At 54.2% G+C, this 12,363-nt stretch carries 10 protein-coding genes; 3 read left to right on the forward strand and 7 right to left on the reverse strand.

Going from position 1 to position 12,363, the window contains the following annotated elements:
• Positions 1-67 precede the first annotated feature (67 nt).
• Positions 68-490 (forward strand): nickel-responsive transcriptional regulator NikR, encoded by a 423-nt coding sequence (gene nikR / locus KUV52_RS14070; protein ID WP_222526552.1) that lies wholly within the window; start codon positions 68-70, stop codon positions 488-490.
• A 374-nt stretch (positions 491-864) separates the two neighbouring features.
• Here nikR and KUV52_RS14075 read toward each other — a convergent pair whose 3' ends face one another.
• Positions 865-2,673: a hypothetical protein gene (locus tag KUV52_RS14075; protein WP_222526553.1), complete on the reverse strand. Its 1,809-nt coding sequence runs from the start codon at positions 2,671-2,673 to the stop codon at positions 865-867.
• A gap of 522 nt (positions 2,674-3,195) precedes the next feature.
• Between KUV52_RS14075 and KUV52_RS14080 the strand changes: the two genes are divergently transcribed.
• A complete protein-coding gene (locus KUV52_RS14080; RefSeq protein ID WP_222526554.1) occupies positions 3,196-4,287 on the forward strand; it encodes a calcium:proton antiporter in 1,092 nt (363 codons plus the stop codon).
• 251 nt (positions 4,288-4,538) lie between these two features.
• A complete protein-coding gene (locus KUV52_RS14085; protein ID WP_222526555.1) occupies positions 4,539-5,486 on the forward strand; it encodes a LysR family transcriptional regulator in 948 nt (315 codons plus the stop codon).
• On the opposite strand, the gene KUV52_RS14090 is transcribed toward KUV52_RS14085, so the two are convergent.
• The 6 genes from KUV52_RS14090 to KUV52_RS14115 all read right to left on the reverse strand — a co-directional run bounded on the left by KUV52_RS14090 (position 5,483) and on the right by KUV52_RS14115 (position 12,342).
• A complete protein-coding gene (locus tag KUV52_RS14090) occupies positions 5,483-7,270 on the reverse strand; it encodes a mechanosensitive ion channel family protein (protein ID WP_222526556.1) in 1,788 nt (595 codons plus the stop codon). The genes KUV52_RS14085 and KUV52_RS14090 overlap by 4 nt on opposite strands.
• Before the next feature lie 275 nt (positions 7,271-7,545).
• A complete protein-coding gene (locus KUV52_RS14095; RefSeq protein ID WP_222526557.1) occupies positions 7,546-8,595 on the reverse strand; it encodes an alpha/beta hydrolase fold domain-containing protein in 1,050 nt (349 codons plus the stop codon).
• A 303-nt stretch (positions 8,596-8,898) separates the two neighbouring features.
• Positions 8,899-9,219 (reverse strand): cytochrome C oxidase subunit IV family protein, encoded by a 321-nt coding sequence (locus KUV52_RS14100; protein ID WP_222526558.1) that lies wholly within the window; start codon positions 9,217-9,219, stop codon positions 8,899-8,901.
• 9 nt (positions 9,220-9,228) lie between these two features.
• Entirely contained in the window at positions 9,229-9,888 is a 660-nt protein-coding gene (locus tag KUV52_RS14105) for a heme-copper oxidase subunit III family protein (protein WP_222526559.1), read from the reverse strand.
• A 10-nt stretch (positions 9,889-9,898) separates the two neighbouring features.
• Positions 9,899-10,570 carry a cytochrome c oxidase subunit 3 gene (locus KUV52_RS14110; protein ID WP_222526560.1) on the reverse strand — a complete coding sequence of 224 codons (672 nt, stop codon included), beginning with the start codon at positions 10,568-10,570 and terminating at the stop codon, positions 9,899-9,901.
• A complete protein-coding gene (locus KUV52_RS14115) occupies positions 10,567-12,342 on the reverse strand; it encodes a cbb3-type cytochrome c oxidase subunit I (RefSeq protein WP_222526561.1) in 1,776 nt (591 codons plus the stop codon). Before KUV52_RS14115 ends, KUV52_RS14110 begins: the two co-directional genes overlap by 4 nt.
• Between the last annotated feature and the right edge of the window lie 21 nt (positions 12,343-12,363).

The following is a 12,363-nucleotide window of genomic DNA, read 5'->3' on the forward strand; positions in this document are numbered from 1 at the left end:
TTGTGTTTCTGATCAGAATCAATAAAATGTGAAGACGTGAAAATTCGTAATACCGAGGATTGAAACGATGACGACTGAGCGGATCACCGTGTCACTGGACAGTGACCTTTTGTCGGAACTGGATCAGATGACGGAACAGGGAGGCTATCGCAATCGCAGCGAGTTCTTCCGGGACCTGATCCGGGAGCGCCGCTCAGAACAGTTGATACAGGCCGAACCGGATACTGAATGTCTGGCGACACTCAGCTATGTGTTCGATACGCGCAAACGCACCCTGCTTACCCGGCTGCAGGACAATCTGAATCAACACCACGACATCGTGAGGGCCAGTCAGATCGTCTGCCTGGACAACCATTTCCGGTTGGAGAGTGTGGCTCTGGTGGGTAAGGCGTACGAGCTGAACCAGTTTGCCAATCTGCAGTTGAGTGAAAGCGGTGTGATGAACGGCTGTCTGCACCTGGTGCCCATGATCCTGGAAAACACCATCTGATCCGGCACTGATATCACTTAGCAGTTGTGGGGGGCCTAGGTCCTGCCACCAATCAGCAGCAGGATAAGCATCCTGAACCGCAGAGAGGGAGCGTCCCGTAGCGTGGGCCTATGGCCCACGTAACCCGTGAGATTCGTGCGATTTTCGCCGATTGCCGTTCTCGCCGTGCGCCACAGGCAACACGCTACAGCAGGATAAGCATCCCGAATCGCAGAGAGGGAGCTTCCCGTAGCGTGGGCCTATGGCCCACGTAACCCGTGAGATTCGGGCGATTTTTGCCGGTTGCCGTTCTGGCCGTGCGCCACAGGCAGCACGCTACAGCAGGACAAACATCCTGAACCCTTGAATCCCCGGTGTTGGTAAGGCGTTCAAGGTCAATATTCATCGTCGTAGTCACAGGTGCTGACGACGGTGTGGTCGAGGTTATTCCAGGGCGGCGGCAATTGCTGGTTAAAGGCCGTCAATTCGGATGTGCCTGCGTGTATTTCGCGGATCGCCGGTAGAGTTCGGTTGAGGTGATAGCGCAGAGCCGACTCTTGCTGTCCGATGGCGCAGAAATAGCGGGCCAGCACCGGCAAATACTCAACTCTGTCGATCAGCGACAACACCGCATCGGCCAGAACCGGAGCCCCGGCCTGACCCATCAACCGAGAAGCACAGGGCCAACGGGTAAATTGTTCAATCAACTCCGCCAGCAGCTCACGGCCTTCGTCACTGCCGGCGGCAACAGCGGGGAAAAAGTGTTTTTCACTTTGCACTTTATCGCCACCAGGTTGCGTTGCGACAAAGGCAAAGAAGAGATGGCCTGCCTGAATGTTGCGCTCAAAGTAAGTTTGCCACGCTGGCATCAGCGCATTGAGACGCTCTAGAGACGCCAGACGGTCACCTTGCTCCTCCAAGTCTCCACATGGGATATCCACCTGACCGCTGGTCATAGGCGTACCCATAAGCGGCGCAGGCAGTTGCAGATCAAAGTGGGTGCGCTGACAGAGTACCGGCTTGGACTCAGCCGCCTCACATAGGGGAACCGGTGCCGCAGTAGGAAGCACCACCTGCCAGAGCGTTGCCCACTCAGGATCGCCAATGGCCAGGGTGAGGATGCTGTTGGCTGGCTCTTGCCCCTCGTTTTTGACGTCGAGGATGGTCAGTTGATCGTGCCAATGGCTCAATGACGCTCTCTCGCCATTGGGGGCCACCCGTTGAAGCTGGTATAGCGGCGAGAGGAGTTCGCCCTGGGATGAGAGGCACTGCACGTAGCCGTCCTGCCACGCCAGCCAGATCTGCTCGCCATCGTCGCTCAAGTACACGCAAGTTAGACACTCAATAAAGCTCTGCAGCGCATCATTGTGACTTGCACTGTGATCGCCTCCAGCGATGGCGTCCAGCGCTTCCACCAGCTCGTCGCAGTCATACTCATCCGCTATTTGGTTCGGCAACAGGGTGCGTACCGGTCGTGACCAGCGCACCTGCTGGCGGTGAAAGTCGATCAGTTGCAGCTCAAATTGGTAAGCCGTTTGACCGTCAGCGCTTTGGACTGCCCTTAGCGACTCGGCGTTGGCCGTGAGCGCCAGCCCGTGGCGTTGGTGAAAGAAGAAGGTTTCGCGCACCGATATCGTCTCCGGTGCGGGTTTGCCGGTCAGGGACACTGGGGTCGTCTGGCCACTTTGGGGAGCGTAACGAACCAGGCCATGAGTGCGAAATTTATAACCGGGCTTGCCGCTGTGCTGATAGAAGACAAAGTCGCCGCTCTCCAGCGCGACCATGCTGCCACCGACAAAATCGAACTCGCAGGGCGGATACTCTGTGACCTGAAGGGAATCCAGATCGATCCGGAACAGGCGGACTTCGCTGAATCGCTCTCCCTGTCTGCGTGCCATCAGCCACAGGGTCGATCCTTGCAGGCTGACATCCTTAAACGGCATCAAACCTAACTTCAGCAAGGGCGCGACCGCCACCTTAACGCCGCTCTGGAAAGGCCAGATATACAGATTGCCCCGCTCATCCAGCGCGACGATGCGGTCGTCACCGAGCCAGGACCGCCACACCACATCGTGTTCGCTGCCGGTCAGTTCGAACTGGCTCAGCACCTCAGTGGCGAGTTGGGAGTTGTCATGAACCTGCACCTGATTAAAACCGCCACCGTAAAACAGCCGGTGTGTGTGTAGATTTTGAGTATTCAACATCTGTCCTTGCGTTGTGGGTGTTGCGCTGGCAATCGATAGGCCATTCTCATGGGGCGTCAGATTAACGCGCCAGATTGAAATCGAACTAATGAACAAACACAACACTTCAACAATGTGATGACGCACATGAACAGCACTCACCAAAAGGTGATAGCAGAACACAGATCGATAATTGGAACCAAAGGGGCCAGAGTGACCAGATGCTGCCTGGGGCGGCACCAGCAACAATGACCAGAAGACTGGATAAATCCCCGGCACATAAAATGCTGATAGACGGTATATTCACTTAACGCCGAGAATATTTTGGATATCACTCAAAATCATTCTGATTACATTCGCTCTGCAATATCTCTTTAGGAGTTAACAGCGTTATCAACCATGACCAAATCAAAAATGAATTTCTCTAATTCGTTGTCGACACTATCCACGTCACGTAGACTTCCGCGCTTTGTATCCACACTCCCCTATTCAGAAAATGCAGATGGCCTATTGGACATCATGCTGTCACGGTAAAGGTATTTTATGATCAAGGCTTTAAGGCAGGAGACTGCGTTACTTGCCGGTATTATTGCTATTGTATTTTTCAGTCTACATGGCGGTGCACTGTTAAATGCGAACAGTCCGCCTGCGGCTTACATTGCGTCGACCGGTTTACTCTTTTATGTCGTAATGATATCGATCTTTGCGGTTGTACGTCACTCCGATGCCCTCGCCATTAAACTGGGCGACCCATATGGAACGCTGATCCTGACGTTATCGGTGGTGTTGCTGGAAGTCATCATGGTTTCCTCTGTGATGCTGACGGGAGAATCGAACCCAGTGTTGGCCAGAGACACCATGTTTGCCGTTATCATGGCGGTATTAAATGGACTTGTCGGTATTACACTATTGATTGGCGGAATAAAGTTTCGTAGTCAGGTCTTCAATCTGGATGGGCTAAAATCCTATCTGGTTGCCATTATCCCTTTGGCGATGCTTTGTCTCATTCTTCCCAGCTTCACGAGCAGCAACAGTTTCGGCAATATGTCCGCGGGATTAACCTGGACATTGGTGATTACGTCAATCGCACTCTATTTTGTTTTTCTGTATGTGCAAACCAAAAGCCACACGCACTTCTTTGTCGATGCGGATCATGAAGACAAGCACACCCATCATGGCCCGCTGGAAAGTAACCTTTATCACAGCATTTTGTTGATTTGCTATCTGCTCGTGGTGATTGTTTTGGCGAAGAACCTGGCAATTCCCATCAATGACAGCATCACCCTTCTTGGTGCGCCCGCAGCACTTGGAGGACTGGTTGTGGCGTTGATTATTCTGGCGCCAGAAGCCGTGGGTGCCATCAAGTCCGCTTTGTCCAATCAACTGCAGCGCGCAATGAACCTGTTTTTCGGCTCAGTGTTGGCAACCATTGCACTGACTGTACCGGCAGTACTGCTTATCTCTGGGATGATCAACGAGCCCATTCGCCTGGGCCTGAAACCTGCTGAAATGGTTTTGCTTGTCACTACACTGATGATGACGACGGTAAGCTTCAGTAGTGGCAAAACCAATACACTTAACGGGGCAACCCACCTGGTTCTGTTCGTGGCCTACATCATTCTGATGTTCGACTGAAATCACACTCATGCCCTGAACACTTGTAGTCCAGGGCATGCACTCTTCCAAGGTATTCCGCCCCACAGAAAAACTCCCTGTTCGCTATACCGGCAACGTAGTCTTAGCCCCTCTTCGGCCACGTACCCGGCCGCGAGCCCTGGACGGTGGACGGCCTCTTCCGAAGCCGTTAACTTTAGTGGAGTTCCCCGGAGCAGATGACGCAATCCCAACGCCCTTGAGCAAAAGATCACATTCAAAGGATAAGCAGCATGAAGGACATACGGGATTTAGACCTTAACTTGTTAAAGTTATTACAAGTCGTTGTTGAAACCCGCAATACGCATGCCGCCGCAGAACGACTGGGTATATCGCAGACCAGTGTGAGTCGAGGTATCACAAAGCTGAAAGAGGTTTTTGGAGACCAGCTTTTTGTCCGAAAAGCGCATGGTGTCGAGCCTTCCGAACTGGCACTAAAGTTGGCCGAGGCTGCCGACGAGATGTATCGACCGCTGTCGAAGGTCATTGAGTCTTACCAAGGCTTTAACCCAAAGGAGTTTGGCGGAGAGATCACCGTTTGCATGCACATCTATTTCCTGGAGCTCTACGGCGCCGGTATCTTTGAAGCATTGAAGCGTGCCCTGCCAAGAGCCAGCTTCAACCTCAGTGTTTGGCAACCCCACTCTCTGACGGACATGCTCAATGGCAAAATCGATTACCTGATTCATTTTGACGGCTTTAAGTTTCCACAAGATATCTATCTGAACGCACTGATAGATATCGACATCTGCCTGGTAGCGAGAAAGGCACATCCAGTCCTCTCACACTCGTCCAATTTGGAAGATATTCATCATCTCCCATTAGCCCGCATCACCATCGATGGCATCAATACCAAGCGAACACCCATCGAAGCATTCTATCAGTCGAGGGGGTATCAGGCGCACTACACTCTGGTCACTCACAGTGTCCATGTTTTACTGGCGCTGCTGAAGCAATCCGATGCCATCCTGTATGGAAGCCGAACTATGAAGCAGCTAAGCGACGAGGTCGCCACCTATCCGTTGCCCCAACTGCCCAATGAGATGCGAAAAGTACAGGTCAACGGAGGCTACCTACAAACTAAGCGGGACTATCCGTTGAATCAGCTTATCCACGAAACCATACAGCGCTATTTTGACGATGTGGTTCAGCCTGAACAACCGCCAGGGGAAACCGGCTAGCCTGATGCATCCAGCCGTATCGAAGAGGTCCGAGACGGATAGATCAGGCTGTCTTTGATCTCATATTTGTACTCATAACTGAAGTCAGGGAATGGGTAGTTATTGGCTTCATGCCACATCCGGATGGTATTTGCTGCCTTTTCTTTAAGTGAACCATCTATCGCTTCCAGAGAACCGACAAACTGATACTGATTGGAGAACGCCAATTGAGCACCAACTGAGTCGATCTGTTCCATCACCATAAACAGGACATCCTCCTGGATAGCGGTAAATTCTTCGTGGCTTCGGCAACGGATGTATGCCAGGACGTTGACATGAATTGCAAACTCTCCCACCCCGGCCAAACGCACCCGCACAGGCTCCTCTTCCAGCATTGGATGTCTCAATAGAACACGCCGCAAATTCACCAACAGCAGCTTCAGTTGATCCTGACTCAGTTCTGAGCGAATCCGGAGCGTATGCTCCATTCGCCGTTTATCCCGTCGTTCAAGGTTATCAATCTCCATGTTCGCAAACTCCGAGTTCGGAATGGTGATGAGCGACCGCTCCAGGGTTCGGATCCGTGTTGAACGCAGCCCAATGCTTTCAATGGTTCCCAGGTTGCCACCGTATTTGCAGAGTTCTCCAATCTTGATGCCCCCATCGGCGTAAAGCGTCAGGCCATTGATGACATTCTCCAGTACCGGGCGAACCGCCAGCGCAACGGCCAGGCCACCAACGCCAAGACCTGTCAGGATTGGAGATATGGAATATCCCATAAACTCAATAACATAGATCCCAACAACAACGATGGTCAGGCCGCCGAATATGCGTGCCAGCACCGTGATCAGAGACGAGTCGACATGCTCACCATTGTGTTTATTGAAGGCGTAGACCATCGCGAAGTAGTTAAACAACGCCATAATGAGCCAGGACATAAAGAAAAATTGGCCAAGAATAAAGACGGAAGTCAGGAACTGATAAACCCCGCCGGTAACCCATATCCCATCATCAATCACCTTTCGCGCGGCAAACAGAAGCAAAACAATGCCAATTAATGCAATGATCTTGCCCGTCTTCCAGCGAATGCCCTTATGCTCAAAATGCGTATCCCAGCGAACACCAAGTCCAAAGCTCACGCCGATAAGAGCCCTACAAGCAATGAAGACAAGTATCAGCGCTGTCCACTGCCATACCGGTAACGGGCCATACATCTCACTGAAGCTATCGGGCAGCGTTTGAATGATGCTTCTTGGCAGCAGTGGGCCGGGAGAAAGCAGAAACTCGTGGTAACTGAGTTCCCTATCAGGCTCTCGGTAAGGCAGTACTCGCATGGTTCGATACAAGCCTGGGAGCTTTTGAATCGAGGTTGCCGAGAAAACGTATTGCCCTTGCCGCTCGCCTTCGTCCAGTTTAATGATCGTCAGGTCTGTGCCGGAAAAGCGCCAATGAGTTAACTCCGTCTGCTCTGGCGTAAGTTCCGGCGCACTCCACAACAGCGCTTCATCAAAACGATCCAGGACTTCTCTGAGCAACAGTACCCGCTCCATCACAACCACTTTTCGGCTGCGATTGGGTATCAAAGAGAGGTCCAGAGTTCGCACCAACTGCCCATAGGCGTGGTTCGCGATGTCGGAATTGAACTCTTCCTTTCTCCATTGCTCAATCAGGACGTCTGAGGCCAGCAGGAAACTCTCAAGGGTGTTTTTAGGGCTGGATGTGTCAGCAAACTCAAGGCGAGTACCGTCAGCCATGGCGACTGATGCGCCGACTGACAGTACGAATAACAATACGAGTTTTGGCATTGCGATTTCCGATGGGGATGAACAGATCGGCAATTCCCGGATTTCCCAATGCGCTTAACGTGGCATAAGGTCAATCAGGGCAAATCAGCAGAGGTGGGCCTGTTGGATGCACCACACCCGTGCACAAAGCGCGTTTGGCACAGAGGGCGTTCTGCTGCGGTCAGCAAAATGCCGGCGAAGGCGGTTGATCCAATTTCGAGGCGGTAGAGCCCGGAAGCATTTCGGTTCCGGAACCACACCGTGAACCTGCCTCCGGGCGCGCTAACTCGATGGGCTCAGTTAATGTATCGATTAAAGAACTGACGAATTTCTTTAATCGCATCCTCCGACTCAGGAACGTCGGCGTTCAAACCCAACAAATAGTCGCCGTGGGATTGGCCATCATAAACATGCAACTCTGACTTGATATCAGCGCGTCTTAGCAAGCGATGCATTCTTACCGTATCGCTCAGCAACAAATCCCGGGTTCCGGTCATAAAGATCGTGGGAGGGAAATAGGTAATCTCGGCATAGATCGGCGAGATAAGGGGATTTTTCTGGCTGTAATCCCCTGCGTAAAGATCGAAGGTGCCCTGCAAAATGCCTTCGCGCTTACCAAGAGGATCAAGACCTTCGAGCACGTACCAGGAATCCGATGTTTCCTTCAGATCGACGACGGGCGTTCCTACAAACAGGGCTCCCGGAAGGGGCAAGTCTTTTTCTAACAGCTTCAATGTGGTGGCCAGAGTCAGATTTCCTCCCGCTGAGGTGCCAAATATTGCGGTTTCTTCCGGGTTCTGAGTCTCTATCAGCGCTTTCCAGACCGATACGGTATCTTCCAGTGCAGCAGGAAAAGGATGGAGAGGGGGTTTACGGTAGTTGATTGAGACAACTTTGGCACCCAGACCATTGGCCATCCAAACCGCTTCTCTCAAAGCGGCTTCATCGCCACCAAACACAAATGCCCCCCCATGAATGTGCATCATCCACTTATCCTTGTATTCCGGACTCACAGATTTTGGCGTGATGAAAAAGGTTTCGACACCCGCAAGCACTCGCTTTTCAACCAAGATGCCTAAACGCTCCACACTCTTCATGGCCACTTCGATTCCCTGTGCATCAAACTGCTTTTGAAGCTCTATCCATTGCTCTGTGTTTTCAGGGATCGCTACCGCAGACTTCGAGGCATCAACGGTTCGGTTTTCGATCAGCTGACTCAGGGGTTCAGACAGCCCCGTCGGCGTCGGAATGTGTCGTTCAACAACCTTCGAATTGGCAAAAACCGGAACGGAAGACAAGCTCACCAGTAACACTGGTAACAGGGATCGTACGGGGAGTAGTTTCATTCTAATAACTCGGCATCTAGCTAACGAATCGAATCACAAACACGAGCGACATTATTCAAGTCGCCTACGGGACAGGCCATGAATTAGAGAAATTCAATTTTGGAGGGCAGACCAGCAATCCGAGTCAATCGACACTGCTCTGGGATGACACCGAACGACGAAATGCCGTTGCCCCACAGCAACGGCATTGCAGCGAATTCCCCGCATTAGCCTGGCTGGCATTGCGAACGGCTTTCGTGGCACCGAGTTACCCGTTCTCAGAGACTGAAAATCCGGCTTCTCGGCTCTGATTGCGTTATCCGGTCAAGGTCCGGTAAAGAAATGCGCCATCCGGTTAAAGAAGGTGTATTCACTTTCCAGCGCCATGATCGCTACCAGCACCAGTATGGCCAGTGGCGGCAGCAGGATGGCGTAGATCAGCGCCAGTCGCTCCCACATCATGTGCATAAAGACGCTGATGATCAGGCCCGCCTTCAGCACCATAAAGATCAGGATAAGGCTCCAGCGCAGCATCCCCTGCAGGTGCAGGTAGTCCACCATGTAGGAGAGTCCGGACAGGACAAAAAGCAGAAACCAGATTTTGAAATAGAGCCCGAGTGGGTGTTGTTGCTGTGTCTGTTCCATGCCGGCTCCTTACCACAGATAGAAGAAGGCGAAGATAAAGACCCAAACCAGGTCCACAAAGTGCCAGTACAGGCCCACGGTTTCCACGATGCCGTAATCGCCGCTGGCCTCGTAATCACCACGGGCCACTTTGCGGGCGTAGATCGCCAGCAGCAATACACCGATGGAGACGTGAAGCCCATGGAAGCCGGTGATCATAAAGAAGGCGGCGCCGAACTGGGCCGCGCCCATCGGGTTGCCCCAGGGACGTACCCCCTCCTCTATCAATTTGGTCCACTCGAACGCCTGCATCCCAACAAAGCTGGCGCCCAGTATGGCAGTGGCGATCATTAGCAGCGCCGCCGTCTTCCGATCCTTGCGATAGCCGTAGTTCACCGCCAGCGCCATGGTGCCGCTGGAGGTGATCAGGATAAAGGTCATGATGGCGATCAGAACCAGGGGGATGGAGTGCCCCGCGATGGTCAGGGCAAACACCTCGGTGGTCAGCGGCCAGGCCTCCACCGCCGACATCCGGGCGGTCATGTAGCCCACCAGGAAAGTGCCAAAGATGAAGGTATCGCTGAGGAGGAAAATCCACATCATCGCCTTGCCCCAGGACACCTTAAAGGTCTCCTGGTCATGGCTCCAGTCCGCCACTACGGTGGACCAGCCGCGCTCTTGGTGTTGCATCGTCCGCTCCTTAAGGCACGTCAACTGGCTGCACACCGCAGAGTGCCGCCAGCGCCTGATAGGTTTCCGGAGTGCTGGTCAGCAGGGCAAACAGCACCAGCCATAACCCCAGCAGAAAATGCCAGTACTGCGCCAACAGGCCCAATCTGGCCACCGCTTCCCTGCTTGCACCCTGCCAGAGACCCGGTAGCGTGCGTCCCCAGATCGCCAGCCCCACCAACAGGTGAGCCCCATGCAATCCGGTTAATAGAAAAAAGAAACTGGCGGCCGGCGTGCTGCTGACGCCATAGCCGCGTTGGGAAAACAGGCTCCATACCCCCCACTGTCCCAGCAGAAACGCCAATGCTGCGATACCGGAGAGGATCAAACACCCCCGTACCAGTATGGCAGCGCCAGCGCGCCCACTGACCACCGCCATATGCAGCAGCACGGAACTCATCAGCAGAAAGACGGTGTTACGCCACAGGGGCATGGCGTCAAACAGGGGCTGCCAGGGCGCTTCGGTCAGCGGTTCCCAGTCGCCCACCTGGGAGCGAATGATCATCGCCAGGATAAACAGCATAAACATGGAGGTGATCACCGCGAACATCAGGTGAACACAGGTGCGCAGCGCGTTAACCGGGCGCCCTACCTTCGCCGTCACTCCCGGTGTCAGCCAGGGTTTTTCCGTCAGGGTACTCATGAGCCCGCCTCCTGTGGCCCGGCGTCATGGCCGGTTCTGGCGTCCTTATCGCTGTCAGTCAGCCCCCAGTCGCTGGTCTGAGGCAGGAAGTCCTCAGGCGCCCCGGGCACGCTGTAGTCGTACGCCCAGCGGTACACCACAGGCAGTGCCGGTCCCCAGTTGCCGTGTCCCGGTGGGGTCTGCGGCGTCTGCCACTCCAGACTGGCTGCACCCCAGGGGTTGGGGCCGGAAGCCCGCCCTTTGTAGTAGCTCCAGGCCAGGTTGAACAGGAACAGCAACTGGCTGAACCCGACAATCAGCGCGGCGACGGTAATAAAGGCATTGAGGGTGGCCGCTTCGGGCGGAATAAAGTCGTAGTTTTCGAAGTTGTAGTAGCGTCGGGGCATGCCGAGCACACCGGCGTAGTGCATCGGGAAGAATATCGCCCAGGTGCCGAGGAAGGTGATCCAGAAGTGCAGTTTGCCCAGGGTGTCATTGAGCATCCGTCCGGTGATCTTGGGATACCAGTGATAGATCCCGGCAAAGATCACCATGATGGGCGCCACCCCCATCACCATATGGAAGTGAGCCACCACGAAATAGGTGTCGGACAGGGGCAGGTCCACCACCACATTGCCCAGGAACAGGCCGGTCATCCCGCCAAACACAAAGGTGAGGATAAAGGAGATGGCAAACAGCATCGGCACATTCAGGCGGATGTTGCCGCGCCAAAGGGTCAACACCCAGTTGTAAACCTTAATGGCGGTGGGCACCGCGATGATCAGGGTCGACACCGCAAAGAAGAAGCCAAAGTAGGGATTCATGCCCGACACATACATATGGTGGGCCCAAACGACAAAGCTGAGACCCCCAATCCCGACGATCGCCCACACCATCTGGCGATAGCCAAAGATGTTTTTGCGGGCGTGAGTGCTGATCAGATCAGAGACGATGCCGAAGGCCGGCAGCGCCACGATATAAACCTCGGGGTGGCCAAAGAACCAGAACAGATGCTGGAACAGGATGGGGCTGCCACCGGCATAGTCCATCTGCTGCCCCATGGAGACGATGGCGGGCATAAAGAAACTGGTGCCCAGCAGTTTATCGAACAGCATCATCACCGCACTGACAAACAGGGCGGGAAACGCCAACAGGGCGAGCACGGTGGCGGTCAGGATCCCCCAGATGGTGAGCGGCATCCGCATCAGCGACATGCCCCGGGTGCGCGCTTGCAGCACTGTGGTGACGTAGTTCAGGCCGCCCATAGTAGCCGCAGCAATAAAGATCGCCAGCGACACCAGCATCAGCACGATGCCGCCATCGACGCCGGGGGTGCCGGGCAAGATCGCCTGAGGGGGATAGAGGGTCCAGCCTGCGCCGGAGGGGCCGCCGGTAACGAAAAAGCTCGCCATCAGGACGATCACCGCCAGGAAGTAGAACCAGTAGCTGAGCATGTTCAGGAAGGGAAACACCATATCCCGGGCCCCCACCATCAGGGGGATCAGGTAGTTGCCAAAACCACCTAGGAACAGCGCCGTCAGCAGGTAAACCACCATGATCATCCCGTGCATGGTGACCATCTGGTAGTAGTTGGCCGGTACGATAAAGTCGAAGCTGCCGGGAAAACCCAGCTGCAATCGCATCAGGCTCGAAAGCACCAACGCCACCATCCCGATGGCGATGGCGGTCAGGGTGTATTGAATGGCGATCGTCTTGTGGTCCTGACTGAACACATAGGTCTGCCAGAATCCCAGCTCATGATGCGTATCGTGTGAGTCCTGCTGTGTGGTCATGCGACCCCCTCCCGGCCTCAA

The sequence above is a fragment of the Ferrimonas balearica genome (assembly GCF_019802055.1).
Classification (GTDB): Bacteria; Pseudomonadota; Gammaproteobacteria; order Enterobacterales; family Shewanellaceae; genus Ferrimonas; species Ferrimonas balearica_A.

What these genes read in the sequence shown, in the direction of transcription:
- nikR (WP_222526552.1), top strand. Translation starts at nt 68, where the DNA reads ATGACGACTGAGCGGATCACCGTGTCACTGGACAGTGACCTTTTGTCG.
- KUV52_RS14075 (WP_222526553.1), bottom strand. Translation starts at nt 2,673, where the DNA reads ATGTTGAATACTCAAAATCTACACACACACCGGCTGTTTTACGGTGGC.
- KUV52_RS14080 (WP_222526554.1), top strand. Translation starts at nt 3,196, where the DNA reads ATGATCAAGGCTTTAAGGCAGGAGACTGCGTTACTTGCCGGTATTATT.
- KUV52_RS14085 (WP_222526555.1), top strand. Translation starts at nt 4,539, where the DNA reads ATGAAGGACATACGGGATTTAGACCTTAACTTGTTAAAGTTATTACAA.
- KUV52_RS14090 (WP_222526556.1), bottom strand. Translation starts at nt 7,270, where the DNA reads ATGCCAAAACTCGTATTGTTATTCGTACTGTCAGTCGGCGCATCAGTC.
- KUV52_RS14095 (WP_222526557.1), bottom strand. Translation starts at nt 8,595, where the DNA reads ATGAAACTACTCCCCGTACGATCCCTGTTACCAGTGTTACTGGTGAGC.
- KUV52_RS14100 (WP_222526558.1), bottom strand. Translation starts at nt 9,219, where the DNA reads ATGGAACAGACACAGCAACAACACCCACTCGGGCTCTATTTCAAAATC.
- KUV52_RS14105 (WP_222526559.1), bottom strand. Translation starts at nt 9,888, where the DNA reads ATGCAACACCAAGAGCGCGGCTGGTCCACCGTAGTGGCGGACTGGAGC.
- KUV52_RS14110 (WP_222526560.1), bottom strand. Translation starts at nt 10,570, where the DNA reads ATGAGTACCCTGACGGAAAAACCCTGGCTGACACCGGGAGTGACGGCG.
- KUV52_RS14115 (WP_222526561.1), bottom strand. Translation starts at nt 12,342, where the DNA reads ATGACCACACAGCAGGACTCACACGATACGCATCATGAGCTGGGATTC.